Below are 25,973 nucleotides of genomic sequence, written 5' to 3'. Positions count from 1 at the left end.
AAAAGCGGCGCTCCTTTGAAGGAGGCGCCGCTTTTTTTGAGGATCAGGAAATTTCTCCTGCTTTTGTATCTGTAGCCAGATAACGAATTGCTTTTTGATTAAGCTGAAGATCATTCATATACTCTATGATGTTGTTTTGCAACTGTTCTACAATCACATTTTGAATTTCTTCGATGCTTTCTTCCGAACAAAAGGCGGATACCGATAAAGTACCGTTAGCATACGACTTCGTTTCTGTGGTGGTCACGTTGAGCTTCTCTTTGTAAAGTCTTTTGACCGCTCCGCTGTTGGGTTTAATCTCGTAGTACCTTGAGGTTTCGATCAAAAGCTTCCATGGAGACACCGTGAATTCCAAACGGTCCTTTTGCAACTCTCCAGTCACTTTATACAAAATTTTATAGTTACACATGGTGCGGTCCCCTTGTAAAAATACAATAAAATGAATTTATTTTAATGATAGCATCATTTGGGGCAAAATCATATGGAGAAAAGGAACTTACCGGGACAAAAGTACTATATTATTTCAAATCCAGTCATTTATTTATGGTAATAATTGCTTTAATCTAAGGTAATTTCATGATTTAGGAATTTTATCATAAATTGTGACAATTTATAAAACGGTAGAATAGTCCCGGCCGTTTGGGCAATTTAACCGCCAAATGATGCCGGCCTCCGGCTGGTCCTTCTTTTTTGTCCGCGGCCCGCATAACTTGTATAGTAGTTTGACCGCTGCAAGGGGGCTAAAGCAATGCGCATACGACGCGGGTGGCGGAGCCGGAGAAGAAGGCCAAGAAGCCGGCGGAAAATGTGGATATTTATACTGGTCATCGCTTTGTTTGGATTTTTGCAATTTTTTCAATATGTGGAACGCCACATGCGGGAGCCGATCATGCATTTGGCCCAGGTCAGGGTCAAGCAAATCGCCACGGAATCCATCAATGACGCGATTGCGGCACAAGTATCGAACCAGAATCAGGTAGGAGACCTGATCGATTGGAAAACCGATGCATCCGGTAAAATTACCGGATTTATGCTCAATTATTCGGCGCATATGCGGGTGACGTCGGATACCATCCAAACGGTGCGCAAAACGTTGGATGAGGTGTCGAGATTGTCGGAGCACATCCCGCTTGGCCAGGCGCTTGGCAGTCCGATTCTGGCCTCATTTGGACCCAGCGTTCCCATCAAGATCGAACCGAAGGGCGATGTTAAAGTAGACCTGAATACGCGCAGGCAGGACGCCGGGATTAACATGATCCTCGTCGAGGTGTTCCTGAGGGTCAAAACCGAACTTTCCGTCGTGGTTCCGTTTGATATGCAGGCTCAATCCGTAGAGACGGAAATTCCCGTGTCTTACTTGCTTGTCGTCGGCGATGTTCCGATGTATTACTATGACGGCAAAGGCAATCCGGTCGGTGGAAGCCAGCCGAGCGCTCCGAATATCGCGATTCCCGGACTCCCCGGCAATTCTTCCTCTGATGATCAGGGAACCGCGTCCGATTCCGGAATACAGCTTCCTTCGGATCCGTTAGAAATACCGGAAGAATCAATCGATCAGGAGCAAAACAACGGTGCTTCTCCCTAAGGCTGACGGATGATCCTTATAGGTAGGCATTTGGCATTAATAAAAGGCGCGTTTTCGAAACGGCGCCTTTTATTTTTTTTCATTCCGTTCGGCCCGTTCCCATTTTTTCAAAAGCGGATAGGGGTCAAAAGCCCACTCCGTGCTGCCGGTATCCCGGTATATCCCGTAATGCAGATGAGGAGGGAATTTGCCGGAGGTACCAGGAGGGCCATACCCGCTGCTTCCGACCCAGCCTATCGTCTGTCCCGGCTCCACAATCTGCCCCACTTCGATGCCTTTCTCATATCCCTGCAAATGCGCATAGTAGTGATACCGGCCCAGAACATCGCGGATTCCCATTCTCCAACCTCCATAGGGATTCCAGCCTTTGGTCTCGACGACGCCGTAGCAAACGCTTCGGACGGTCACGCCCATCGGCGCGAACAGATCCGTTCCTTCATGAATCCGAAGTCCGCCCCAGCCCCGACGGTCGCCCCAGGTGTCCCGGTACGTGTAAGTGCTGCGGACGGGAAGCGGGAAGGCGCTCTTCGACAGATCCAGGCGATTGAATGCCGTATATAGCTTGACGAACTGCCGGATGCGTTCCACGGCCGAATCGCTTTGGTAATACCTCCAAAGAGCGATGCGGAAGTCTTCGTCTTTATAACCAAAATCGTGCAAATATGAGGCTATGGTATACAAGGCGTCCCTATCGTTTTTAGGATCGGCCGCTCCATCCGAGGTTGCGTCTTTACCGATACCTCCAAACAAACCGATGGTGGCCGGGTCTTTGTCCGCCGGATTGGGATTGAGCGCTCCCGCCCAAAAAACTTCCTTAAAGCGAAATCCCGTCAGCCGGTGCTCCTCCTCTTTGGCCGACCTGGGAGCAATCGTACGTTCATATTGGTCTACGGCAGCAAGCCAATACCACGGAATTTGTGTCATGACGCTGATTTCCTCGTACAAGCTGCGGCGCTGATCATATACGTTTTTGTCCGCGTTCGGTTGGGACTTTCCGGGCGCTTCGGCGAAAGCGGCTCCCAGGCCCGGAATCGTCCACAGCGATGTTAGAATGACGCTGCATATAAAGCAGCTAAAGATTTTGCCGCCAATCTGCAAAGAAGACCTCAATGTAAGATTTCCTCCTTCGGTTTGAGTTAACGTCCTTTAGGGTGGAGCAAAAGCTGTGTTTTTATTCCATTTGAAGGTGTAGGTTTTCCCGTTAGGAATCTATGGTATAATAAATGTCACTACCGCTTATTCCATATGAAGGAAGGTATACTGGAGTGTCTAAACTTGCCAAAGAGCCAAAACCCGATTGGATTCGTATCAAGCTAACAAATGGCGATAATTATCAGGACATCAAGAAGATGATGCGTTCCAAAACGCTGCACACGGTGTGCGAAGAAGCGCACTGTCCGAATATATATGAATGCTGGACTAACCGGACCGCAACTTTTATGATTTTGGGAGATATCTGCACGCGGGCTTGCCGTTTTTGCGCTGTGAATACCGGCCTTCCGACCGAGCTTGATTTACAGGAGCCTGAACGCGTGGCCGAAGCCGCGGAAAAAATGAATTTGCGTCATTGCGTTGTAACCAGCGTAGCGCGTGACGATCTGAAGGATGGAGGAGCCTCGATATTCGCCGCGACGATCAAAGCGATCCGAGCCCGTTTGCCGTTCTGCAGCGTAGAGGTGCTGATTCCCGATTTTATGGGGGATGAGGCTTCGCTGAACATAGTTATGGATGCCAAGCCGGATATCCTGAATCATAATATTGAAACGGTGGAACGGATGTCCGATCATGTACGGGCTAAGGCCAAATACCGCCGCTCCCTGGAATTGCTGAAACGGGCCAAGGCCATGCAGCCGGAAATTCCAACGAAGTCCAGCATCATGCTTGGCGTTGGGGAAGAATGGGATGAAATTCTGCAGGCGATGGACGATTTGCGAGCCGCGGACTGCGATATTTTGACGATCGGGCAATATTTGCAGCCGTCGCCTAAACACCTGAGAGTTGAGAAATACTATACACCGGAACAGTTTGCGGAATTGAAAAAGGAAGGTATGAATCGCGGATTCAGCCATGTGGAGTCCGGGCCGCTTGTCCGCAGCTCGTATCATGCCCATGAACAGGTAAAATCGGCTCATAACCATAAAGAAGGCGTATCCGCGTCTTCTTGAGCATGAAAGGAGGAGGTGCTTTTGATTCAAATCGGCGGAAGAACCTACGAACTTATTCAAAATTACCGGGATGCCTGGGATTCCGAGGCGTTCAAACAAAGATACAGCGAAGTGCTCGACCGGTATGATTACATTATCGGCGATTGGGGCTACGAGAAGCTGCGGCTTAAGGGATTCCTCAGAGACAATCACCCTAAAGCCAACCGTGATACGGCGTATTCCGGCATTACGGATTATATTAACGAATACTGCAATTTCGGCTGCGCTTATTTCGTGCTTCAAAAAACGAAGGACAGTCAGAAGCACAACTCCGGCAAAAATCATACGGAAGATACAGAAACGGTTCCCGAGTAGCTCGGGAACCGTTTTTTTTGCCGCTAATTATTTTAGAGATAATTTCAGTAAGCCTTGTTGATAGCTCCATGCCAGTGCCGGGAATTTCTTCTGGAAATCATGCAGTTCGATATAAGCTTCGCCGTCAACGAATTTCACGCTCTTCGAATCGACGGTAAAACCGGTCTGATGTCCATTCTGATCGGTTACGGTAAGCTTTTGAATGCTTCCGGTCCAAGCGACATTACCCTGAATAAGGGACGCCAGAATCCGCGAAGGCGCATAAATCTTGCCGCCGTTTTGGAGCGTGTCGATGTAACCCGGGAATGCGTAGCCGTTTACCGTAAGCGACGAAGCGCTCCCGGCGAGATCGATTCTACGCATGCCCGCTTTATACAGACCTGTGATAAGCTGAGCTGCGGGATTGTTTTTGACTTCAATGTTCGGTTTCAAGCCGATATGATTGAAATCCTCCTTGTTTGGCGTCAGGTAACGCTCCACGGTCAGTTTCAACGAGCTGCCGTTCGACAACGAAAAGACGTTTTGTATGCGTGCTTTTCCGTAGGTTTGCGTTCCAACAACAGTCGCGATGCCATTGTCTCGCAAAGCTCCGGTTAATATTTCAGATGCGCTCGCCGTCATTTCGTTCGTGAGTACGACGACGGGCATTCCGATATCTTCCCCATCCGTGATGTTGACCGGCTCCAATGTGCCGCTTTGGTCCGCGGTGTACATCAGCACTCCGTTTTTCATGAAATGCGAGGCGATATTGGCTGCGGCCTGAACGTAACCGCCCAGATTGTCCCGAAGATCCAGCACCAGCGCACCGATGCCTTGCTTGCGCAGTGAATCGAGCTTATCGGCAAACTCGGTATCGGACGTTTCGGAAAAAGATGAAATCGAAATATATCCGATTTTGGTCGACGGAATGACGGTGCCCGTTACAGAAGGAAGCGAGAAAGTCTTTCGGATGATCGGATAAACCTTATCCTTGCCGTTACGGTTGACCGTGATCAGCACTTGCGTATTTTCTTCCCCCGTGATCAAATCGATATCGTCCATACTCTTGACGGCTTGTCCGTTCACTCTCGTGATAATGTCTCCTTGGAGAAGACCGGCGGATTTGGCGGGAGAGTCGTTTAACACATCCGTGATATACAGCTTTCCGTCATGGAAGCGGAGCGTCACGCCGATCCCCACAAACTCCTGGTTCAATTGATCTTCGAAGTCCTGCATATCTGCTTCGGTGAAATAGTCGCTGTAAGGATCGTCGAGCGTGTAGACCATTCCCCTTACCGCGTTATCGATAAATTCCTGCCGGTCCACTCCTTCAATGTTATAAGCATCTAAATAATCGAGCACTTCCTGGAGTACGGACAGATCGGAGTCCTGGGCGGCGGCATCGCTTGTCCCGATGTTGATCGTGGTCACGGCGGATTCGGCTCCTGCCGCTTCCGGCAATAAGAGCAAGGACATAATCAGAAGAGGTATGATGGCGGTCTTGCGCAATCGTTTTAGGATCATAATCATTGACTTCCTTTTCTATGTATTTCATTTTCTGCCTTCCGGAAGGCTCCCCCTGCCTATTCCAAGAAGGCGTTCCTCACCCGGTTCCAGAACGGGAAAGGCCGGTAACGCACGAAACTGATTTTTTGGGCGGCTACTTGACAGCGTACGGATATCAAATCGTCGATGGGCAAATTGATATGATCGATCGTAAGCAGCAGGTTTTGTTCCTTGCGAGAGTATATGTCGCAATGATGATGGCTTGGCAGGACAAGCGAAGAACCCATCGTACGGAATACCCGATTATTGATCGAGGCGATTTCGGAAATTTGCAGTGCATCGATGGTTGGATGGATCAACGCCCCGCCTAAGCTTTTATTGTAAGCCGTACTCCCGGACGGGGTGGAAATGCAAATCCCGTCACCGCGGAACATTTCGAACATCTGGTCGTTGATGTCTACCTGAGCCACAACGGTGCCGTCTACGCTTTTTATAGTAGATTCATTCAAACAAATAAAGGAGGCGGTTCCCGACTTTTTGCGGATCTCCAGCTCGATGAGCGGATATTGCACAATGCGTGGTTTTAGCAGACCGGGTTCCGCGTGGCGCCCCATCATGTTTACGAGCTCCGGGATCTCGTCGGACTTCCAGTCCGCATAAAAGCCTAAGTGTCCCGTATGAACCCCGACAAAAGCAATGGATGGGACCCGGTCGAAAAAGGTATGAAAGGCGTGGAGCATCGTACCGTCTCCTCCGATCGAAACGACGATGTCCGGAGCTTCCGCGTCAAGCGTAAGTCCCTGCTTGGCCGCCAGATGATGAAAGGTCTCGCTTAAATCGACGGATAACTGATCCCCACGGTTAAGAACGTAGTATCTCAAGATGACAGACTCCTTATATAGAGGTTGAAAATCTCATTATGATCATAATCAATTCGTAGGCATAACACAATGTTTCATTTTCACGATTCGCGAATAGCTTTATTCGTCCCGGTTTGAAAAGATCCGTTGAATGATTCTTGAGAGGATTGACAAAATAAGCAGTAATGAGACCATCAACAAAAATATGCGAAACGCACCGGGGGCCCCGTACCAGCCGGGGAATTCCGCCCCTTTGGCTGTAGACGCCGGCGTCCATGCGGAAAGCGAACCCATGAGCGGCTTCCAAAGCAGCAGCAACAATCCGGCGGAGAGCAGACCATGCAGGAAGCGGGCAACCAGAAAAGGAGCGTAGCGCAGGCCTGCTCCGTTCATGATGCTGGCGACCTGGGCATGGACAGACAGTCCGCCCCAGGACAGGATGAAGGCGGCGGCAGCGGCTTTATACATCAGCGGGATCCCGGCGGGTGCGGCGGCGGCCTTGGCTCCAAGCGTCACTTCAAACAGTCCGCCGACCAAGGGCTCCGCAAGGCCTGCCGGCAAGCCTAAAGCCGGGAGCATATGCCGTACGCCGTAGTATAGAGAATTCATGAACCCCGACGTGGTCAATACCTCAAGTACGACGGAGAAAAATACGACGAGCCCGCCCACAACGGTCATAAGCTGCAGAGAAGAGAAGACCGCTTGGCGGAGCAGTTCTCCGAGTCCGCGGCCGTCCTGCATCCGAGCTTCATGCATGGCCTTAAGCGCTGAACGGAGCCCGGAACGTTTTGATTTGGATCTTGAATTTGCATTGTCCGAAGCGAACTGCTCCAAGCGGTCCGTTTGTTCGCTCTTTGGGCTATAGAACCTCATCAGAAAGCCGATTAGCACCGCGCCTCCGTAATGAGCGAGCGCCAGTGCCCCAGCCAGTTTGGAATTGCCGAAGAACCCGACCGATACGGCTCCGATCAGGAAAATCGGGTCCGAGGAAGTTGTAAACGCAACCAGCCGCTCTCCTTCCTCCCGGGTGACGAGCTGTTGCTCCCTAAGCTTGACCGTCAGCTTGGCGCTGACCGGGTAGCCGGACGCAAAGCTCATGGCCGCCACAAAACCTCCGCTGCCCGGAATGCGAAATAGCGGTCTCATCAGCGGATCCAGCAGTTTTCCGATGAAGTGCACGATGCCGAAGCCAAGCATGACTTCGGAAATCACAAAAAACGGAAACAGGGACGGAAAGAGCACGTCCCACCAAATGGCCAACCCCCGCAGACCGGCTTCCCAGACGGAGCCGGGATAAGAAAGCATCAGCACGCCCAAGAGCAGACCGGTCAGAAGCAGAAGCGGAGCGGTCAACCGCCTCATCAATATCGTGTGCATGGGACTACCTCCACAATGGTCATAGTGAAGTGTATGTGTTTTGTAGGACTAACATCACAAAAAATATGCGTAAGCGATTCCAGGGCAGGCTGATTTTTTCCCGGTTCTATGATAAAATGATTCCATAAGATCATGCCTGAATATAGCCACTATTGGACAATAGCCGGATCATTGACTTCACAAATTAATCTTGACGGATGGAGTGATGATAATGAGTTTTGTTGCTGGTGTTCTCGTATGCGCCTTTGTTTACGTCATTCGCGCCTCTCTCGTCCATTCGAATGAAGAGGATTGGCGCAGCTACTAGTTTAATATCCACACGTAGAAGCTCCGGTAGGAGCTTTTATTTTTTTTTGCTATAATGTAGAAAGTAAAAAAATCTATACGAGGGTATGAAAATCAGTTGGAAAGTTGGCGGTAGCTTATGGACCCGAATCAAAGCCTTTATGAGCTTTTGGGCGGCGGCGATTCGATTCGCCGGCTGGTGGAAGCTTTTTATCCGAAGGTTCAGTGCGACCCGCTTCTCGGACCGCTGTTTCCCGAGGACATTCACCCGGTCATGGAGAAGCAATACCTGTTCTTGACGCAGTTTTTCGGCGGGCCTTCCTTGTATTCGGATCAATTTGGTCATCCGATGATGCGGGCGCGGCACATGCATTTTCCGGTCACCCGACAGCGGGCTGAAGCATGGCTTGCCTGCATGAAGAGCGCACTTGAGGACATCGGCATTGACGAGCCGCTTCAGGATTTAGCACTTCAGCGTTTATCCGGTCCGGCCTTTCATTTCGTGAACACACCCTAGACAACAGCGATCCGCTTCGTACGGACTCTGGAAAGGAAGTAGGAGAATTGGAACTCGAACCTCTTTACAAAATCAAATTGACTTGCGTTCATTGCCAAAAAGAGTTTGCCACTTCGCGCGTCCGCCCCAGCTTCAAGCGGGCCGTGCGGACGGATACGGATTTCTGCGGGTATTATCAGAATGAAAATCCCGACTATTATGTTGTGCGCGTATGCCCTGCGTGCGGGTTTGCCTCAACGGAAAATTCAAACGACCGCTTGACGGAACGCCAGAAATCCCAGTTTCAGACGCAAATCGGCAGCCGCTTTCAAGAGCATGATTACGGCGGCCACCGGGAGTGGGAACAAGCGCTGGAGACCTATAAGCTGGCGCTGCTCTGCGCGCAGACGATCGGCGAGAAAGAGCGCATCATTGCCAGCTTGCTTCATCATATCGCCTGGCTATACCGGTACAAAGAGAACCGGGAACAAGAACAGCGCTTTCTCCGATATTCATTGGAATCCTACATTCGAGTTTATGAAACGGAGGGTGTGGGAAGCAGCGATGCCAAGCTGATGTATTTGATCGGAGAGCTGAGCCGGCGGGTTGGAGATTACAACGATGCGGTTAAATGGTTTTCCCGCGTCATTAATGACAAAAGAATTATCGATGCGGCGATGATTCGGGCATCCAGAGAACAGTGGGCGCTGCTGCGCGAAGAAATGCTGAGCGGAGGGCACGAGCTGCCGGAGGAAATGCAAAGCTAAAATGGAGGGGGGCTCCCCCTCCTTGATGAAGTGTGCTTGATCAGCGGATGACCGTGTCGGTCAGCAAGTAATCGCTGTCGTTGTCCAGCACATGAACTTTATTGCCGCAGCAAGGGAAGACAAGGAGTCTTTTTTTGCCTTCCCGGATTCTGACGAGGTCTCTAAGCTTCAGCGGGAGCAGGATATTTCCCGCTCCGCAAAAAGGACATTCCTGTACATAAATGTCTCCCATGATTACATCATAGGGGAGCGACTGGTTAAAAGGAATCATGAGGACTGCTCTGGATCTTCCGGCGGTTTGCCGGGAGCTTCTTCTTTGGCAAGCTCCGCGATTTTTTGAAGCAAGATATGCTGCGGCATATGCATGAGATGTTCAATGGGGACATGTAACTTCTCGGCTAATTTAACGGCGGTTTCCGGCGAAATTTGCAGTGGTTTCATTTATGATTTCCCTCCTGTAAGACTGGCGTTATATCATAGTTATACACTCTAATCGCCTGTGGCATCAACAATACGTTAAAAGAAAGGATGAATCTTTATGACGCAATTGACAGGTCCGATTCGGCCGACCTGGGAACTTGAATCTATTTTTCCCGGAGGTTCATCATCGGATGCATTTCGAGACTTTCTCGCCGTACTTGAACGGGATATTGCCGATTCCCATGCGGTAATCAAAGACAAGCAGGCTCCTGCAACCGTAGAGGAGACTGCTTCTTTCGACGGATTGATTGCCCGGTTGCAGAGCTACTCCGCCAAAATCACGGAGGCTGACAGCTTCGTGGGATGTTTAACCGCACAGGATCAGCATGACAAAAAAGCCGTTCAGCTTGCTGCGAAAGTGACTTCCTTGCGGGCGGCCTTTAATAATGCAATGACTCACTTTCTAAGCGTGCTGCGTAATACGGACGATAAGATATGGTCCCAATGGATGGTACGCGAAGAAATTGCGCCGATTTCTTTTGTGCTGAGTGAGAAGCGGAGCGACGCCAAGGAGAAATTGTCTCCCGAATTGGAAAGTTTGGCCTCCGATCTGGCCGTTGACGGCTATCACGGCTGGGGCCAGCATTATGACACCGTCGTATCCCATATCGCGATTCCGTTTGAAGACGAGCAAGGAAAGGAAGTTCTGCTTTCCGCCGGCCAAACGGCCAATAAACTGGATGATCCGGATCGTCGCGTCCGGGACGAGGCGTTTCAGAAATGGGAAGAAGCTTGGGGGGAAGCTGCCGATTACTGTGCCGATACCCTGAATCGGCTCGCTGGATTCCGTCTGAAGCTGTATGAAAAACGCGGCTGGGAGAATGCCCTAAAGGAGCCGCTTGCGATTAACCGGATGTCGAGAGAGACGCTGGATAGCATGTGGAAGGTCGTCGAAGAGAGCAAGCCGGTATTTGCGGCTTATCTTGAACGGAAAGCCAAGCTGCTCGGCGTGGAACGCCTGAATTGGAGCGACGTTGATTCCCCGCTGGGTCAGGCCTCCGGCAAAATCACCTACGAACAAGCGGCCAAGGATATCGTGAAGCTATTCCATGGCTTTAGCCCCAAGCTGTCCGAGTTTGCGGCTCAGGCATTCGAGAAGAGCTGGATCGAAGCGGAAGACCGGCCTGGCAAACGTCCGGGAGGATTCTGCACCTCGCTTCCGGTAAGCCGGCAAACGCGGATTTTCATGACATTCGGGGGAACCGTTTCCAACGTATCGACGCTGGCGCACGAGCTCGGTCACGGTTACCATCAGTATTTGATGGATGAGCTTCCGATCTTTAATCAGGATTACGCGATGAATGTGGCGGAGACCGCCTCGACCTTTGCTGAAATGATCGTGTCCGATGCGCTTGTGAAACAGGCGCCGAACGAAGCCGAGAAAATTCTGCTGCTCGCTGATAAAATTCAAAGCGCCATCGCCTTTTATATGAACATTCATGCGCGCTTTCTGTTTGAAACCCGTTTCTACGAAAAACGGAAAGCGGGACTCCTGGATGCGGCGGAACTGTCGTCGCTGATGGAAGAAGCCCAGAAGGAGGCTTTCCAAGGCGCTCTGGGCAATTATCACCCGCATTTTTGGGCATCCAAAATGCATTTCTATCTTACGGATGTCCCTTTTTACAACTTCCCGTACACCTTTGGCTACATGTTCAGCACGGGTATTTACGCACTTGCCCAGCGGGAAGGCGAAGGTTTCGCCGAAAGATACGACGCTCTGCTGCGGGACACGGGACGAATGACCGTGGAAGAGCTTGCGGCTAAACATCTTGGAGCGGATTTGACGAAGCCGGATTTCTGGCGCGAAGCGTTGTCGTTGTCCGTAGCCGATGTAGAATTGTTCCTTGAACTAACCAAGTAAGAAAATTGCGTCATCGAACAGGTCCGATTCCGGGCCTGTTTTTCTTTTTTGAAATTTAGCTGAAAGTATGAAACGCATAACGCGAGATATTTATGTCGAAATACCGAGAACACTGTTGAATTATGGAATGTTAAGGGTAAATAGTCATTATTATACATAGTAAAAAATAACCATTTTTGTTTCATATTGTTGATCGTTATATGAGGTTGGCATATAATGAGACATAAGCCCTATACGTTAAAGACACAGTGAAAATAAAGCTCCTAAAAAATAGGGAATTACGGAGAAGGGAGGCTGAATATGCTGAAAACAGATCAAATCTCACTGGCCAGACAAGTGGACATGGTATTCAAGGAATTGGAAGTTGAACTCGCCGGATTGTCATCAGGAACGATGTTTATCCAAATTCGCAATAACGTTATCGGGAAATTTGGGATCCGCCATAATCCGATCCCCGGGCGTAATGGTCATCTGAGCGAAGTGGAAACAGGCCTTACTTTCGAACAAATGCATTCCTTTCGGATCATGGCCCTCGAAGCGTTAAAATTTAAACGGTATTGGACTCACGGCGAGATTAGCTACGAATTTGCCGTTCGTCAGGATACAATTATCGTCGATGCAATTATGGAATCCAATTATAATATGGCGAATTTATTGATTCAGCGATATCCGAGAAAGGATACGGCCCATACATACAATGCAGATATGCCTTCATAAAAGATTATAAATCGGAAACAGGCGATCTGCGTTAAGCAGACCGCCTGTTTTCCTATAGAGTGAATAGGAGAGTCAAATTACAGGTGCGAACGACCCGACAATTGCTGCTCCGCCATTTGAACCAGACGTTTGGTAATGTACCCCCCAAGGGAGCCGGTTTCACGGGAAGTATAGTTCCCATAATAACCGTCTTGCGGAATTTGCACGCCCAATTCTTGAGCTGCTTCAACTTTCATTTGTTGCAGCGCTGCGGTAGCTTGAGGAACAACGAGGTTGTTAGAACGGCTTCCTGCCATGTTTGTCACCTCCTTTGGCCTTTGTGATGTTAGTATGGTTTCTAGGGAGCAAAATATGCGGGTAGACTTGAAGATACCGCGGTGGTAATTATTTCAATAAAAAGACTAAAAGAAGAGGGCGTCCCAAAAGTAATTTGGGTCAATTGGCGAACCGCTTACTAAACTGAAAAAGGAATCAAAAGTGAAAAGTTACGAGGGCGAAAACGCCGTAAGCATCGGTTGCCCTTGACGCGCGGCGCGCAGGTCCGGGCGTCGCCTGCCTTGTGATAGTCCGGTCAGCCGGAGTGAGTTCAACACGAGGATGAACTGTTCGTGCGCAGCTGATTTCGGGCCCGGCAACCTTTGCTTTTGCTGAGCGTCCTGGCCTGGAATCAACAATCAATGGCGATTTCTCGAATAGCGGTATAGAATGGCCTTATTTCACTCCGAAACCATAATTTCCTGAGAATAGCGGTACAAAATGGCCCTATTTTCGGTAAACGCTCCAAAACTGAAGGGAAAAGGAATTCTTCTGCAGAAATAAGGCCATAAAACGGCCCTATCCATTCAGAATGTAGCCTCTCCAGTGGAAATAAGGCCACTCCATACCGCTATTTTAGGTGTCGGAGGGATACGGTGTTTGTCGTCGGCCAGACCAGAATATTTGTTCTGATGCAAATCCTCGAAGCTGGTCCGTTACTTGGAGCGATCAGGCGGGGTTATTCTGTTCTGTTGTTATGATAAATTTTAAAGGGTGCCCCAACCGTCATCTATGATGGCTTTTGGGGCACCCTCTTTTCGGTATACGTATCTAAGATCCGGCGGGATAAATAATATCAAGGTTTACGTTCAACTCCACCGATTGCTTCGGCTGGAGGTCGATAAGGCCGGTCAACTCATCGGGCAGTTTCTGATTAGGGGCGTCCGGGAGCCAAGTGTAAGGCTCGATGCACATGAACTGATCCGCTTCGCCTTTAGAGTAAAGAACCCAGATTTTAAAATACTCGGGATCGGCCGAATAACGAAGTCCGTATCCGTCATTGCGCATAAGCACAGCTTGTACAGGTTGGTTGCCGATTCTGAACATGGTATCGAAGTTCGTGCCTTGCAAATTCATTCCTTTATTTAACGCATCCAATTCGCCAAGCGCAACCGTCTCACCTGTAGGAATCAATTCGGCATCCGCCGAATACAGTTCACTTACCGGCAATTGCAGGGTCCAGCGTCCGGGTTCGCCGTCAATCTGGAACCAAGTGTGAAGTCCGAGGCCGAAAGGCGCCGGCGCTTCACCCAAATGAGTAATTTTGAAGGTTTGTTTCAAAGAAGCTCCTTGAAGCCGGAGCGTCATTTCGAGTTTAAGCGGCACAGGATACTGGCGCATCCAGTTGGGATCGTCCGAAGTTATGAATTCGGTAGTTATTGCGCAGCCCTCGTCGTCTTCTTCAATATCGCTGACACACCAGGCTTGTGTCCGGTGCAGCCCGTGAATATGATTGTCGTTAGCCGTATTTTGATCAAATTGGTATTCTTGGCCTCCATAAATAAAATGCCCGCGGCGAATGCGGCCGGGCGGAATCAACATCGGAATTCCAAAGTGATATGGTTTCTGCAGGTAGAAATCGAGCTCGTTCTCCTCCGGACGACGCAGCACCTCGCGCTGCTGGATACGGTCCCATATGCGAATGACGTTATTTCCAAGGCGGGGTAGCAGCGTGACTTCAAGTTCGCGGCTATGTAAGATGTACGTGTCGTAACCGTTCCATTGCCCTTTGGTCACCTTTTTCATATCGTTGCTCCTTTTCCCACATAATAATTCATATCCTTAAACTAGAACTTATCATAACACTTTTTTGGGTGGACGAAAAATGGATTTGACACAGCAACTGAGGACATTTTATGATTATAACAGCAATTGGATAAACATGAACGCGTTGATGGGGACAAGTAGGCGGAGAATCGATCCTTCAGAAAGCCGGTGGTGGATGCGAACCGGCGGATGAACTTTGCGGAATGGACCCCGGAGCGCCGAGCGGAAAGTCAGGGATGGCTGCATGCTTATCCCGCCAGACAAGTATGCCGGCCGGATGGTTCCCCGTTATGGAACGCTTAAGGCTGAGCTTTCCAAGGGTGATCTATTATTTGCCCTGCGAGGGATTTCGGTAAATAAGGGTGGCACCACGGTCTCACGTCCCTTGCGGGCGCGGGGCTTTTTTGCGTTCATACGAGGGAAAAGTTGAAGATAATTTCGAAATAATATCTATAGGAGGATCAGAAAATGAAAAAGGTACTCTCCGGCATCCAGCCAAGCGGCTCTTTGACCCTTGGCAATTATATCGGTGCCATGAAGAATTTCGTTTCTCTGCAGCATGATTACGCGTGTAACTTTATGGTCGTGGATCTTCACGCCATCACCGTCCCTCAGGACCCCAAGGCGCTAAGCGAACAATCCGAAGCGGTGGCGGCTTTGTTCGTCGCGGCAGGCATTGATCCGGGCAAAGCCAATGTTTACATGCAGTCCCATGTACCGCAGCACGCCCAGCTTGGATGGCTGCTCACTACCCTCACTTCAATGGGGGAGCTGGAGCGGATGACGCAATTCAAAGACAAGTCCGCGGGAAAAGAATCGGTCGGCGCGGGATTGTTCGTTTACCCGGCTTTGATGGCCGCCGATATTCTTCTATATAACGCGGATCTGGTGCCGGTAGGGGAAGACCAAAAGCAGCACTTGGAGCTGACCCGTGATTTGGCGGGCAGATTCAACAGCCGCTACGGCGATTATTTCACGATTCCAGAGCCGTTTATTCCGGATGTGGGCGCGCGAATCATGTCTCTGGACGACGCTTCGAAAAAAATGAGCAAAAGCAATCCGAATCCTGGCAGTTATATCGCCTTGCTCGACTCGCCCGCCGAAATTCGTAAAAAGATCAGCCGGGCTACGACAGACTCCGGGCGCGAGGTGAAATACGATCCGGCGAACAAACCGGAAGTCAGCAATCTCATCACCATTTACAGCCAATGCTCAGGCCTTGCGATCGCCGAAGTCGAGCAGCGGTATGAGGGCCAGATGTACGGTCCTTTCAAAAAGGATCTGGCGGAAGTAGTGGTCGGATTGCTCGAACCGATTCAGCAGCGTTACCGCGAGATTCGCGAGTCTGGCGAGATTCACGGCATTTTGCGCCAGGGGGCGGAAAGAGCCGCGGAAATGGCTGAACAAACCATGCGGGAAGTCAGCCGTATGATGGGCTTTTTGGCCAAGTAAGTTTTCCTGCGACACAAGCTTTTCACATATTGTCATGTAAAAGACCACTGGAATTTTTTCCGGCGGTCTTTTCTTATGTCACCGAATTGTCAAAATGACAAAGCGATAATTAAACGATTGTTAAACACATATCGCTTTTGATGTGATAAAGTTAATAGCGAGGGATGGTTTTATTACTTAAATAAATGTTTTTTTATATATGCAGCTACTAAAGAAGTAGGAGGAACATCACGCGTGAATAAACCAATGAGTTATCATACGTCTTCCGAAGCCGCGTTGTCCGTAAGACCCACTCCGCCTGGAGAGACGGCAACCTGGCGGGATTTTATCGCACTGACCAAGCCGGGCATTTTACGCTCCAATCTGATTGCGGCGTTTGCCGGATTCTGGCTTGCTTCGCATTGGGATTTACAGTATGGCAAGTTGATTTGGACGCTGCTGGGAACGATGCTGATTATGGCCTCTTCCTGTGTGTTTAATAACTATTTCGACCGGGAAATGGATATGAAAATGACGCGGACGAAAAACCGCGCGCTTCCGACCGGAAAGGTGTCGCCGTCCATTGTTTTGTGGTACGCGGTGATTTTGGGAACCGCCGGGCTGGTCGTCTTATTTTCGTTCTCCGGTCTGCTAGCCGGATTGTTCGGCATCGTAGGCATGTTTGTTTATGTTGTGGTATATACGCTTTGGCTGAAACGCACCTCGACATGGAGCACATCCATCGGCGCGATTTCGGGCGCAATGCCGCCGGTAATTGGATATGTGGCGGTAACGGGACAGGTTGATCTCGGAGCCTGGATGCTGTTTGCAATGTTGTTTTTGTGGCAACCCCCCCATTTTTGGGCACTCGGCATCCGGCGCACGGAAGAATACCGGGCCGCGGGATTTCCGCTGCTGCCTGTGGTAAAAGGGATTCCGCGGACGAAGCTGCAAATGATTCCTTATCTTGGACTGCTGCTTCCGATTCCGATACTGATGTATATGTATCATTACACCGGAATCTGGTTTCTCGTAATCGGCGAAATTTTATCCGCAGCCTGGCTTCTGATGGCGCTCAAAGGTTTTCGTTCTCAGGATAACGACGCTTGGGCCAAAAGAGTGTTCCTGTTTTCGATCAACTATTTAACGGTCAGCCTGATCGTGATCATTCTCGATACGGTAAGATGGTAACGGAGGACTTCCGCCATGAACCTTCTGAAAAAATATAAATGGACCTGGGGCATGCTTGCGGTATGTTTGGTATTAGCAGGCTACCTGCTTTGGGATACTTACGCCAAACCAAAGCTGCCGGTGATTCGTCCGGTCGCGGATTTCAGTTTGGAGAATGTGGACGGCCAAACGGTATCGCTAGAAAATACCAACGGGAAGGTCCGGCTGTTCTACTTTTTTTTCGCGAATTGTCCGGATGTATGTCCCATAACCACATTCAGGCTTAGCCAGGTTCAGAACATTTTGAAGGAACAAGGCTCCTTCGGCGAGGACACTTCAATTGTATCGATTTCCTTCGACCCCAAGCGGGATACACTGGCAAAAATGAAAGAGTTCGGCGATAAATTCCAGGCGGATTATTCGGGCTGGTACTTTCTGAGGGGCGACCAGCAAAAAGTCATCGATTTAGCTATGGATTCTTTTAAAATATTGATCAACCAGGACCAAAATGGGAATTTCGTGCATATGGATTTGATCGGACTTGTCGACCGGGAAGGCCGGCTTCGCGCGATTTACCGTCCGGAAGCGACTCCCGCGGAGATCGCCAGCGGAGTGGAAGGCTTGGTGCGGGAATAAAATCAAAGCAATTAAGCAAACGGAGCCGGCGGAGGATACAGAATGTATTCCTCCAAGCCGGCCTTTTCCAATTGGGCGATCACGTATTCGTCGGGCGTACCCTCCACTCCGGCATAACCCTTACGAGTATAAACCTGAACCGCATCAGGGAACGCATCTCTAAGCACGCCGCGGATTTTTTTGCCGGAGGCGTCGTTGTCCAGAAACAGGAACACTTCATCATCCCGAACTTGTTTTCGCAGCGACTCCAGTTTTTTCGTGTTCAGCGTGCCAAACGTGCACAGAATTCGAATCTCTTCGCGAAGCAGACGTCGGAGCTTGCTGCGGTCGTTTTTGCCTTCGACAATGATGCTAACGGACAACATGAATCACCTCAAATAGCGGAATGAACAACCCCAAGAGACATGCATATTCTGTATTCAGGTATAGTTTATATCCGACACGGCTTCTCATGCAAAAGGTATGTAAAATGCAAACGGCCTGCCGAAAAGGCAGACCGCACTGTTGCATTCATTCTTAGTAAAGAGGAGCACGGAGAATGATTACCAGCAAGATGTACAGGACAAGGATGATGCCCGTTGACGTCCATAATCCGAAACCTGGGCCTACCGGGCCGGGTCCGCAAGGATCAATGTTTCCCATCTGTGTTCACCCCACTTTCGATCGGGTCGGTTACTACACGATATACTATGTAGAGGCCCTGCCCTTGCCCTGTGTAACTGCCTAAACTTCGAAAAAAATGCAGTATGCTTCCAGCGTTGTGAAAAACCGTTTATAGATGGCTCGTACGAACGGGAGGTACGGCCGTTCCGGACCGCTTGCCCGGCGGAACCACAACCAAAACGGTCATCAGAAGGATAAAAGCGAGAAAATAAGGAGAATAGTGACCATGCATAGAGCCTGCGGCAATCGGTCCAACGAAAGAGCCAAGCGACATCGCAATGGATTGCAGGGAGAATACGGTTCCGAGCCGCTTGCCTCCGCTCAGTTCGATGAAAAGGGAAGCGATGGCGGGGAACACGACCCCTTTGGCCATTCCCAGCGTGAATAAAGGCAATTCAATCGGAAGAAAATCCAAGGCGGCCATGGCAAAGAAGGACAACGCGATTCCAAGGATGCCGAACAGCACCCGTTTATGAGGCGAGATTTTGTGAAGGAACATCATCGAAAGGGTCGCCAGTGCGCCGAGGCTGATGATCGAAAAATAGATCCCCGTATGCATGATACCCGAGGTGGATGTTCCGCCGGATTTCAGCGGCAGCTCGAAAAACAGGATGCCTTGGGAGCAGGAAACGGCTAACGGCATGATGTAATAGCGGAGCGGAATCACGTTGATTTTTACGGGAACAGATGGCTTTGACATCAAATTGGCATTTGCCGCCGGTTTGGCTTCACGGATATCGTGAATGGTAAAGATCGCAATGATCCCGGTGGAGATAAGCAGCCATCCCAGGATTTGAAATGTCAGCGCGAAGCCGGTCTGGGCGACCAGAAAAGCCCCGGCGGCGGGTGAAACGACGGAAGCCAGCGTATGCGTTACCCCGTGACCGGCCATGAGTTTTCCTTGCTGGACGGAATTTTTGCTCAAGGAAGCCAGCATGGCAAGACACGCCGGAGACAGAAAAGCCAGCACGAAGCCGCTGATCGACCTAAGAACCAGGAGCTGCCAAGGTTCGGTGACATAGGCTTGAAGAAGCAAAATAACCCCTGCGGTAAGCATGCTGAAGATCATGTAGCCCCGGCTGCCGTGGCGATCGACTCCTTGGCCGGCAATCAGGTTGCCCGGGAGATGCGTCAGCGCATAGATACCCATCATCCAGCCGATAAAGGCCGGCGCCGCCCCAAGCGATAACGCAAACGGGGTCAGAATCGGATATTGGGCGTGCAGATCGAAGAAAGCCAGAAACATAAAAAAATACAGCCAAAATGCGATTTTCATTTGCCGTGCCCTCCTCAGGATAATTGGCTATGCTCTACTTGTACGTGCAATGGGACGAACTTATACCCTGAAAATAGATAAGGGTTGTCCGCTTTTTTGGCAAAAAAGGCGGTTTTGGCGGGAATTCCGGGGTTAAGCTGACACCAGGGTTGGCCATCATGTATAATGAAAGGGCATGTTTTCCGGATTTGCATCAGGGTGAATAGGACAACTTCTATAAATCTGCAAGGATGAAAAACGAAGTTTGGGGTGTTTGATAATGGTGGATGTTCATGTATGGAGTGAATTTTTGAAGGAAAACTGGCTGGTTATCGTTGTTGCGTTGGTGGTCTTGTTCCTGATCCTCAATTTTGTGAAAACCGTGGTGAAATGGGCGCTGGTCATTGTTATTGCCGCTTTTATTATCATTTACAGCGGGATTTCGTTAAAAGATATCGGGGACGCGGTCACGACGGTCAAGGACCAGGCGGTTACGCTCAGCAAAAACGAGGTCCTGAACATGATGAAGGATGAAGCGAAGGATGCCAAGCTGACTCAAAATCCGGACGGTTCGTTCACAATAACAACCCCGAATTTAGAGGTTAGCGGTACGGCGGGCAATGATAAGGTGAAAGTTAAGGTTCGTGGGGTGAGCTTGGGAGAATGGTCGGTCAACGATACGTTGGAAGCCTTCATTCAAGAGGCCAAGCGAAATTCGTAGAACCCAAGTTTGTTTACAAACCTAGTTGACGATGAGGCATTTTTACAGATGTTAAGTCATCGAGATCGGAGGCAGACATGACGGAAGTCTGGATTCAAAGCTTGCGGGAATACAACCTGATTTCCGTATTGCTGCTGGTGATATTGCTGGGTTCGATACTTCAGGGCCTGCTGCGGGGCGCATCCCGATCGGCGGGCCGCCTTTTTACGCTGCTTACCGGAGGCGTGCTGTCCCTGGTTGGCGTGGCGGCGGCGGTTCCCTTTACTTTGTGGATTTCTCCCAAGGTTCAGGAATGGCTGTCCGTGCTTAAGGTCCCGGAAAGGGACATGGCCAAGTGGGAGCAGGTCTATTATACGTTTGTGACGGCTGTACGGGACTTTCCGTTAATGCGTTTTGCCGTCCTGTTCATTCTGAGCTATTGGCTGATTCGTACGCTGCTCGGGCTGGTCGCCGCTTTTGTATACGGCGGCGGCTCGATTTTTGGACGGCTGGCGTTCGGCGGCGAGAAACCAAGGCCCGCTTCGATCTTGAGCAGGCTGACCGGCGCTCTGATCGGGGCGCTGATCGGCGCGGCGCGATGTCTCGTCGTGATCGCGGTTTTGTTCATTTCGGTCACATTATTTCCGGGAAGCGGATTTAGCCGGTACGTCGAAGCTTCGCCGGTGTATCAGCAGGGGGCGCGCACCGTTATCGAACCCCTTACCGGCAATCTGATCAAAGAGAAGCTTCCGGTCTTTACCCGCAGTGTGGAAGCGGAGTTAAACGGTATTCTGCAGCGGAAATACGAGGTTATCGACGCCGATATTCCGCAGGACATCGAACTTGCCGCCGCCCAAATCACGAAGGGAGCGGACGGTGACGAAGAGAAAGCCCGCTTGCTCTATCAGTGGGTGGGAACAAGGGTAGCCTACGATTATGATAAGGTGAAGGATTACGAGGAAAAAGGCATTTGGCACGAGCAGACGCCGCAAATGACATTTGATACGAAACGCGGGGTTTGCATCGACTATTCCCGCTTATACGCCGTTATGGCAAGATCGCAGGGGCTTCAGGTCAAGGTAATCACGGGCCTGGGTTACGACGGACAGGGCGGTTATGGTCCGCATGCCTGGAACGAAGTCTATTTGACGGATAAGAATAAATGGATTCCTCTGGACTCGACATGGGCGTCCAGCGGCGACTGGTTTGATTCGCCGGCATTCAGCGAAACCCACATCCCCGACAAAATGATTTGAGAGGAAATTCAAAAAATCGGCTTTTGATCACGAAGCGGAGGCTGACGCAGCATTGTCGGCGTCGAATCTTGGATGAAGCTGCCCCTTCCGTTGCTCACGTAGGTCTGCCTACGCTCCGCTACTCAGGGTCAACTTCATCCAACCTTCTTGGTGCTGAAAAGCCGATTTTTTGAACCTTGATCTGAGAGGGGAAATCTATATAAGGGAACAAAAGGACGCTATTGGGCTGATATTCCTCGTTTAGCGTGAAATAGAGGACAGGAAGGGCGCTATTTCTTAGAAATGCCGGGAAATCGCTGCCTTTTGCACGGTTTGCTGGAAAATAGGGCCTATTTATTCCCCTATTGCGGAGGGGCACGCCGGAATCCGCAAAATAAGACTCTAACATGCCGCTATTATGATGGGGACCCTTACTAACGGGGTGCCCTTCCCCATTTTAGATGGAATCTGCTGTAACTTTCGCATGCCCGCATTCGTTATGTTAGAATAAAAGGTGTGTTTTTTAACGGGGGAAAAAGTAGGGGGAACAAAATGAAAAGTGTATATTCGGACGATCCGCGCGAGCAAGAAGTGTCGATGCAGCGCCATTTTAATATTCGGCTGAATATGTTTTTCTTCAGCGCTTTTGCTATTTTTACGGTCATTATTGTGCGTCTGGCCATTTTACAGTTCGTGGAGGGGCCTACCTTATCCAAGCAAGAAACCAGTTTGCACGTCAAAGACGTGCCGCTGCCGCCGACAAGAGGCACTATCTATGCGGCAGGCGGCGAGAAGCTGGCGTATTCAACTCCGGTTCAATCTCTGTATATTACCCTTCAGAAGGATTACAGCGACAATACGGAACGCGGACGCGAAAACCGGCCCGAAGCATTGGCTTTGGCGGATAAGCTGAAACAAGTTTTCGACAAATACGGAGATCCGAACGCCACGCCGTTGACTACGGACGATATCATCAAAGCGATGGACCTTGACTATAGGCAGTACAACGGGTTTACTCCCCGCAGAATCAAGATCGACTTGACGCAGAAGGAAGTCGCTTATTTTCTGGAACGGAAAAGCGACTTTCCCGGCATAGACATCGTGGAGGAAAGCGTTCGCCACTACGACAAAGATACGGTGGCCGTGCAAGCTGTGGGGTATATTAAAAAATATAAAGGCGCGTCCACAATCCTCGATAAGTATAAGAAAATCCGGGAAGAGAACACGGACGATCCCGCCTTGCAATATACAGAAACGGAAGACGTCGGGTACGACGGTCTGGAGCTGCAGTATCAGGATGAGCTCCGCGGCAAAAACGGCTTCAAGAGCGTGCCGATCGATCCGCGGAATATGGCGATCGGTATTCCGGAGATCACGCCTCCTGAAAAAGGGAATGATCTGCACACGACTATCAATAAAACCGTGCAGCTTGCCGCCGAAAACGCGATAACTCAGCAAATTTCCTGGGTCCATACGCATCCGGTATCCGGCGAGGTTCATCCGGACGCGAAAACCGGCTATGCCGTAGCCATGGAAGTCGATACGGGCAACGTGGTAGCGATGGCCAGCATGCCGGATTACGATACGAATATTTGGCAATCGGGTAGTGTATCCACGGACGATTGGCAGAAAATAATGAACAATTACCAAAATGGAACCATTACGCCATTCAGTTCGGGCCGATCGGGACATAACTTTGAATCCACTGTTCTACTCGGTTCGACGGTTAAGCCGCTTTCGGTTTTGATCGGTCTGAACGAGGGACTGTTTACGACGAATACTTATTACCAGGACCGGGGGATCGCTTATTTTGGCAGAAACGACTCATCCAGCGTCCGTAACTCGGAAAATCACGCTTACGGTAATCTCGACCCGGCTTCGGCCATCCGGCATTCCTCCAACGTTTTTATGGTTGATATGGTTGGGGAAAGGTTATACAACAAATATCACCAGCAAGGTATCGAGATTTGGGATAAGTACATGAAAGAGTTTGGCCTTGGCGTTTCGACGGGTATCGATCTTCCTCAAGAGTATCTGGGAAAACTGGAATATACGAACGAAAAGGAAACCGTGCTTTCCCGCTTGGTTTACGCTTCCTTTGGGCAGCAGGGAGGATATACCACGATGCAGTTGGCGCAATATGTCGCAACGATCGCTACCCGGGGCAAACGGATGGAGCCGCACATGGTCAGCAAAATCACCGACGAGTCGGGAAATGTCGTCGAGGAGTTCAAACCGAAAGTGTTGAACGAAGTCAAATTCAATAATGCCTATTGGAACGAAATTTTCGACGGAATGGAAACGGACGTATCGTTTGCCTTCTCCGGATTCCCTTACGACTTTGCCCGGAAAACCGGGACCTCGCAGCAGTATGGAGCCGGAGCGAACCGGGATAACGGCGTATTTATCGCCTTTGCGCCGAAAGAACATCCGAAACTGGCCGTGGCTGTCGTCATCCCTGAAGGCGGGTTTGGCGCGTACAGTGCCGCGCCGGTAGCACGCAAAATTTTCGATGCGTATGATCAGGAATACGGCTTGGATGGCGTACCTAAAAAGGCAGCGCTGAACAATCAGCAAAACGGCCAGCAAAATGGTCAAAATTCCGGCAAAACAAATGACAACAACGGAAATACTGCAGGGCAGTAAGCTTGCCGGCAAACTGAAAACAATAAAAATCCGTTAGGCGGCCTTGGTCTAAATCTCATTGGACTGAGGCCGCTTCATTTGATTACTTGGTCAAAGTTGCACAAAGTACACGATTTCGTGCTTTTTGCGGCGGTTCAAGGCAGAAATTTTGCATGAAATACAGCATTTTTGCCCATTTTCGACCGAATCTCCGCCGACAGCCCGAAAATGCTGCAATTGATACAATATTTTGATGCCGTTTCCCGTTTTCCTTTGCAAATGTTGCCTGGAATACAAGATTCGGGCACTGAAATTGACGATCTCCCGCGCTTCTTCCGGCAAGGGGCGGGGCGTAACGGGCTGCAAACGACGTCGCACCTGTGCGGGGAGCGACGCGCGGTACGAAAGCCGAACTGATCTTTGTTGGGCTTAGGGGAATGTGGTAAAATGGCGTTATGTTAGAAGAGAGATACGACAGGGAGAGGAACGGGGGAACATACTTGAAATATAAGTTGCTGGCGCTTGATATGGACGGAACGCTGCTTACGGATAACCATCAAATCTCGCCGGAAACGGAAAAATGGATTCGCAAGGCGGCGGACGCCGGAGTTCATGTTTGCTTATCCACAGGGAGAGGATATAGCGAGGCCGTTCCATTCGGCGATCAGCTCGGTTTATCGACGCCCATGATCACGGTGAACGGCAGTGAGGTATGGAAGTCGCCGCATGAACTCTATCACCGGGAACTGCTCGACAAAACGCTGGTCGCCAGGATGCACGATATTGCCCGGGAAAAGAACATCTGGTTCTGGGCATACGCGGTTGAGGGGGGCTACAACGAAAATAGCTGGGTTCCCGAACTGCTGGATCGGTGCCAATGGATGAAGTTCGGCTATCATACCGAAGACGACGGGATTCGTCACGATCTCATGATGCAGCTCCAGGACTTGGGGGGACTTGAAGTCACAAACTCGTCTCCTTATAATTTGGAAATAAACCCGCGCGGCATCAGCAAAGCCAGCGGCATTCGCACGGTGTGCGAGCTGCTGGGGATCGAAATGTCCGAAGTGGTGGCGGTCGGCGACAGCCTGAACGATCTGGCGGCGATCCAAGCCGCGGGGCTAGGCGTCGCGATGGGCAATGCCCAAATCGCAGTGAAGGAAAACGCGGATGTAGTAACGGCTTCCAACAATGACGACGGCATAGCGATAATTATCCGCGATTATATTTTGGCGGAGGAGTGAAGCGTAATCATGGCTGTACTCGGCTGGATTCTGGTGATAGGTCTTTTTGCCGTCGGCATGGCTGGCGCGGTGTACCCTATTCTTCCCGGGGTGCTTGCCGTGTTTTTTGCCTTTTTCGTGTACGGCTGGTTTTTCTCGTTTGAACCGTTCGGACCGTTTTTCTGGATTATTCAGTCATTGATCGTCGTTGCGCTGCTGGTCGCGGATTATCTGGTCGGCGCCTGGGGCGTCAAAAAGTACGGCGGCAGCAAACTGTCCGTCTGGCTCAGCACCATCGGGATCATCATCGGACCTTTTGTGATCCCGGCTTTTGGGCTGATTATTGGTCCGCTGCTGGGGGCTGTGATCGGAGAACTGATCCGGGGCGAATCGCTTTCCAAGGCGATCAAGGTCGGATTCGGATCGGTGGTTGGTCTGTTCAGCAGCATTGTGGTCAAGGTCGTACTGCAGCTCGCCATGATCGTTATATTTATTATCTGGATCGCTTCATTTTGAACAAT

Annotated in this window: 26 protein-coding genes and 1 other annotated feature; of the genes, 15 read left to right on the top strand and 11 right to left on the bottom strand. The window is 50.3% G+C overall.

Annotated features, from left to right (window positions below; genetic code table 11):
• Positions 1–43 precede the first annotated feature (43 nt).
• Entirely contained in the window at positions 44–409 is a 366-nt protein-coding gene (locus ACI48K_RS11975) for a hypothetical protein (protein ID WP_475027839.1), read from the bottom strand.
• A 396-nt stretch (positions 410–805) separates the two neighbouring features.
• Here ACI48K_RS11975 and yunB point away from each other — a divergent pair, with 396 nt between their 5' ends.
• On the top strand, positions 806–1,585 hold the full coding sequence (yunB, locus tag ACI48K_RS11970; RefSeq protein WP_475027838.1) for a sporulation protein YunB: 780 nt from the start codon (positions 806–808) through the stop codon (positions 1,583–1,585).
• Between the two features lie 69 nt (positions 1,586–1,654).
• On the opposite strand, the gene ACI48K_RS11965 is transcribed toward yunB, so the two are convergent.
• Positions 1,655–2,695: a M23 family metallopeptidase gene (locus ACI48K_RS11965; RefSeq protein ID WP_475027837.1), complete on the bottom strand. Its 1,041-nt coding sequence runs from the start codon at positions 2,693–2,695 to the stop codon at positions 1,655–1,657.
• Between the two features lie 155 nt (positions 2,696–2,850).
• On the opposite strand from ACI48K_RS11965, the gene lipA reads away from it, so the two are divergent.
• Together lipA and ACI48K_RS11955 are read left to right on the top strand one after the other, a co-directional pair.
• Positions 2,851–3,750, top strand: coding sequence for a lipoyl synthase (gene lipA / locus ACI48K_RS11960; protein ID WP_475027836.1), 900 nt, complete (start codon positions 2,851–2,853; stop codon positions 3,748–3,750).
• 21 nt (positions 3,751–3,771) lie between these two features.
• Complete coding sequence (locus ACI48K_RS11955) at positions 3,772–4,104, top strand: YutD family protein (protein WP_475027835.1); 333 nt, start codon at positions 3,772–3,774, stop codon at positions 4,102–4,104.
• 27 nt (positions 4,105–4,131) lie between these two features.
• Here the strand turns inward: ACI48K_RS11955 and ACI48K_RS11950 are convergent, their stop codons facing one another.
• The 3 genes from ACI48K_RS11950 to ylbJ all read right to left on the bottom strand — a co-directional run bounded on the left by ACI48K_RS11950 (position 4,132) and on the right by ylbJ (position 7,826).
• Positions 4,132–5,607 (bottom strand): S41 family peptidase, encoded by a 1,476-nt coding sequence (locus ACI48K_RS11950; protein WP_475027834.1) that lies wholly within the window; start codon positions 5,605–5,607, stop codon positions 4,132–4,134.
• A 59-nt stretch (positions 5,608–5,666) separates the two neighbouring features.
• Complete coding sequence (locus ACI48K_RS11945; RefSeq protein ID WP_475027833.1) at positions 5,667–6,470, bottom strand: NAD kinase; 804 nt, start codon at positions 6,468–6,470, stop codon at positions 5,667–5,669.
• Between the two features lie 99 nt (positions 6,471–6,569).
• Entirely contained in the window at positions 6,570–7,826 is a 1,257-nt protein-coding gene (gene ylbJ, locus ACI48K_RS11940; protein ID WP_475027832.1) for a sporulation integral membrane protein YlbJ, read from the bottom strand.
• 424 nt (positions 7,827–8,250) lie between these two features.
• Between ylbJ and ACI48K_RS11935 the strand changes: the two genes are divergently transcribed.
• Together ACI48K_RS11935 and ACI48K_RS11930 are read left to right on the top strand one after the other, a co-directional pair.
• Positions 8,251–8,628 carry a globin domain-containing protein gene (locus tag ACI48K_RS11935; protein ID WP_475027831.1) on the top strand — a complete coding sequence of 126 codons (378 nt, stop codon included), beginning with the start codon at positions 8,251–8,253 and terminating at the stop codon, positions 8,626–8,628.
• 47 nt (positions 8,629–8,675) lie between these two features.
• A complete protein-coding gene (locus ACI48K_RS11930; RefSeq protein ID WP_475027830.1) occupies positions 8,676–9,374 on the top strand; it encodes a DUF2225 domain-containing protein in 699 nt (232 codons plus the stop codon).
• A gap of 40 nt (positions 9,375–9,414) precedes the next feature.
• On the opposite strand, the gene ACI48K_RS11925 is transcribed toward ACI48K_RS11930, so the two are convergent.
• Complete coding sequence (locus ACI48K_RS11925) at positions 9,415–9,645, bottom strand: hypothetical protein (protein ID WP_475027829.1); 231 nt, start codon at positions 9,643–9,645, stop codon at positions 9,415–9,417.
• Positions 9,642–9,815, bottom strand: coding sequence for a YycC family protein (locus ACI48K_RS11920; protein ID WP_475027828.1), 174 nt, complete (start codon positions 9,813–9,815; stop codon positions 9,642–9,644). The genes ACI48K_RS11925 and ACI48K_RS11920 overlap by 4 nt, the downstream gene beginning before the upstream one ends.
• A gap of 97 nt (positions 9,816–9,912) precedes the next feature.
• Here ACI48K_RS11920 and ACI48K_RS11915 point away from each other — a divergent pair, with 97 nt between their 5' ends.
• Positions 9,913–11,715, top strand: a complete 1,803-nt coding sequence (locus tag ACI48K_RS11915; protein WP_475027827.1) for a M3 family oligoendopeptidase — start codon at positions 9,913–9,915, stop codon at positions 11,713–11,715.
• Positions 11,716–12,015: 300 nt separating this feature from the next.
• Positions 12,016–12,432 (top strand): O-methyltransferase, encoded by a 417-nt coding sequence (locus ACI48K_RS11910; RefSeq protein WP_475027826.1) that lies wholly within the window; start codon positions 12,016–12,018, stop codon positions 12,430–12,432.
• A gap of 77 nt (positions 12,433–12,509) precedes the next feature.
• Here ACI48K_RS11910 and ACI48K_RS11905 read toward each other — a convergent pair whose 3' ends face one another.
• Positions 12,510–12,728 carry a small, acid-soluble spore protein, alpha/beta type gene (locus ACI48K_RS11905; RefSeq protein ID WP_475027825.1) on the bottom strand — a complete coding sequence of 73 codons (219 nt, stop codon included), beginning with the start codon at positions 12,726–12,728 and terminating at the stop codon, positions 12,510–12,512.
• A 790-nt stretch (positions 12,729–13,518) separates the two neighbouring features.
• Complete coding sequence (locus tag ACI48K_RS11900) at positions 13,519–14,493, bottom strand: aldose epimerase family protein (RefSeq protein ID WP_475027824.1); 975 nt, start codon at positions 14,491–14,493, stop codon at positions 13,519–13,521.
• Positions 14,494–14,629: 136 nt separating this feature from the next.
• Positions 14,630–14,903: a binding site (T-box leader), on the top strand.
• 79 nt (positions 14,904–14,982) lie between these two features.
• On the opposite strand from ACI48K_RS11900, the gene trpS reads away from it, so the two are divergent.
• The 3 genes from trpS to ACI48K_RS11885 all read left to right on the top strand — a co-directional run bounded on the left by trpS (position 14,983) and on the right by ACI48K_RS11885 (position 17,751).
• Complete coding sequence (gene trpS, locus ACI48K_RS11895) at positions 14,983–15,966, top strand: tryptophan--tRNA ligase (protein WP_475027823.1); 984 nt, start codon at positions 14,983–14,985, stop codon at positions 15,964–15,966.
• 234 nt (positions 15,967–16,200) lie between these two features.
• A complete protein-coding gene (gene cyoE / locus ACI48K_RS11890) occupies positions 16,201–17,136 on the top strand; it encodes a heme o synthase (protein ID WP_475027822.1) in 936 nt (311 codons plus the stop codon).
• Between the two features lie 15 nt (positions 17,137–17,151).
• Complete coding sequence (locus ACI48K_RS11885; RefSeq protein ID WP_475027821.1) at positions 17,152–17,751, top strand: SCO family protein; 600 nt, start codon at positions 17,152–17,154, stop codon at positions 17,749–17,751.
• An 11-nt stretch (positions 17,752–17,762) separates the two neighbouring features.
• Here ACI48K_RS11885 and ACI48K_RS11880 read toward each other — a convergent pair whose 3' ends face one another.
• Positions 17,763–18,116, bottom strand: a complete 354-nt coding sequence (locus ACI48K_RS11880; RefSeq protein WP_475027820.1) for a toprim domain-containing protein — start codon at positions 18,114–18,116, stop codon at positions 17,763–17,765.
• Positions 18,117–18,523: 407 nt separating this feature from the next.
• Positions 18,524–19,690: an MFS transporter gene (locus ACI48K_RS11875; RefSeq protein ID WP_475027819.1), complete on the bottom strand. Its 1,167-nt coding sequence runs from the start codon at positions 19,688–19,690 to the stop codon at positions 18,524–18,526.
• Between the two features lie 262 nt (positions 19,691–19,952).
• Here ACI48K_RS11875 and ACI48K_RS11870 point away from each other — a divergent pair, with 262 nt between their 5' ends.
• The 5 genes from ACI48K_RS11870 to ACI48K_RS11850 all read left to right on the top strand — a co-directional run bounded on the left by ACI48K_RS11870 (position 19,953) and on the right by ACI48K_RS11850 (position 25,968).
• The gene (locus tag ACI48K_RS11870) at positions 19,953–20,390 is read left to right on the top strand and encodes a hypothetical protein (RefSeq protein WP_475027864.1); all 438 of its coding nucleotides are present in this window, start codon (positions 19,953–19,955) and stop codon (positions 20,388–20,390) included.
• Between the two features lie 77 nt (positions 20,391–20,467).
• Entirely contained in the window at positions 20,468–21,625 is a 1,158-nt protein-coding gene (locus tag ACI48K_RS11865; RefSeq protein ID WP_475027818.1) for a transglutaminase domain-containing protein, read from the top strand.
• 531 nt (positions 21,626–22,156) lie between these two features.
• Entirely contained in the window at positions 22,157–24,250 is a 2,094-nt protein-coding gene (locus ACI48K_RS11860) for a peptidoglycan D,D-transpeptidase FtsI family protein (RefSeq protein WP_475027817.1), read from the top strand.
• A gap of 434 nt (positions 24,251–24,684) precedes the next feature.
• Complete coding sequence (locus ACI48K_RS11855) at positions 24,685–25,473, top strand: Cof-type HAD-IIB family hydrolase (protein WP_475027816.1); 789 nt, start codon at positions 24,685–24,687, stop codon at positions 25,471–25,473.
• Positions 25,474–25,482: 9 nt separating this feature from the next.
• Positions 25,483–25,968 carry a DUF456 domain-containing protein gene (locus ACI48K_RS11850; RefSeq protein ID WP_475027815.1) on the top strand — a complete coding sequence of 162 codons (486 nt, stop codon included), beginning with the start codon at positions 25,483–25,485 and terminating at the stop codon, positions 25,966–25,968.
• The last annotated feature ends 5 nt before the right edge of the window (positions 25,969–25,973 follow it).

This window comes from Paenibacillus terrisolis (genome assembly GCF_056171975.1).
Note: the sequence above shows the minus strand (reverse complement) of the source record. Positions and strands in the feature narration are given on the sequence as shown.

Coding starts and splice junctions, on each gene's coding strand:
- ACI48K_RS11975 (WP_475027839.1), bottom strand. CDS start 409: ATGTGTAACTATAAAATTTTGTATAAAGTGACTGGAGAGTTGCAAAAG.
- yunB (WP_475027838.1), top strand. CDS start 806: ATGTGGATATTTATACTGGTCATCGCTTTGTTTGGATTTTTGCAATTT.
- ACI48K_RS11950 (WP_475027834.1), bottom strand. CDS start 5,607: ATGATCCTAAAACGATTGCGCAAGACCGCCATCATACCTCTTCTGATT.
- ylbJ (WP_475027832.1), bottom strand. CDS start 7,826: ATGCACACGATATTGATGAGGCGGTTGACCGCTCCGCTTCTGCTTCTG.
- ACI48K_RS11935 (WP_475027831.1), top strand. CDS start 8,251: ATGGACCCGAATCAAAGCCTTTATGAGCTTTTGGGCGGCGGCGATTCG.
- ACI48K_RS11925 (WP_475027829.1), bottom strand. CDS start 9,645: ATGATTCCTTTTAACCAGTCGCTCCCCTATGATGTAATCATGGGAGAC.
- ACI48K_RS11920 (WP_475027828.1), bottom strand. CDS start 9,815: ATGAAACCACTGCAAATTTCGCCGGAAACCGCCGTTAAATTAGCCGAG.
- ACI48K_RS11915 (WP_475027827.1), top strand. CDS start 9,913: ATGACGCAATTGACAGGTCCGATTCGGCCGACCTGGGAACTTGAATCT.
- ACI48K_RS11910 (WP_475027826.1), top strand. CDS start 12,016: ATGCTGAAAACAGATCAAATCTCACTGGCCAGACAAGTGGACATGGTA.
- ACI48K_RS11905 (WP_475027825.1), bottom strand. CDS start 12,728: ATGGCAGGAAGCCGTTCTAACAACCTCGTTGTTCCTCAAGCTACCGCA.
- ACI48K_RS11900 (WP_475027824.1), bottom strand. CDS start 14,493: ATGAAAAAGGTGACCAAAGGGCAATGGAACGGTTACGACACGTACATC.
- trpS (WP_475027823.1), top strand. CDS start 14,983: ATGAAAAAGGTACTCTCCGGCATCCAGCCAAGCGGCTCTTTGACCCTT.
- ACI48K_RS11885 (WP_475027821.1), top strand. CDS start 17,152: ATGAACCTTCTGAAAAAATATAAATGGACCTGGGGCATGCTTGCGGTA.
- ACI48K_RS11880 (WP_475027820.1), bottom strand. CDS start 18,116: ATGTTGTCCGTTAGCATCATTGTCGAAGGCAAAAACGACCGCAGCAAG.
- ACI48K_RS11875 (WP_475027819.1), bottom strand. CDS start 19,690: ATGAAAATCGCATTTTGGCTGTATTTTTTTATGTTTCTGGCTTTCTTC.
- ACI48K_RS11865 (WP_475027818.1), top strand. CDS start 20,468: ATGACGGAAGTCTGGATTCAAAGCTTGCGGGAATACAACCTGATTTCC.
- ACI48K_RS11860 (WP_475027817.1), top strand. CDS start 22,157: ATGAAAAGTGTATATTCGGACGATCCGCGCGAGCAAGAAGTGTCGATG.
- ACI48K_RS11855 (WP_475027816.1), top strand. CDS start 24,685: ATGTTAGAAGAGAGATACGACAGGGAGAGGAACGGGGGAACATACTTG.
- ACI48K_RS11850 (WP_475027815.1), top strand. CDS start 25,483: ATGGCTGTACTCGGCTGGATTCTGGTGATAGGTCTTTTTGCCGTCGGC.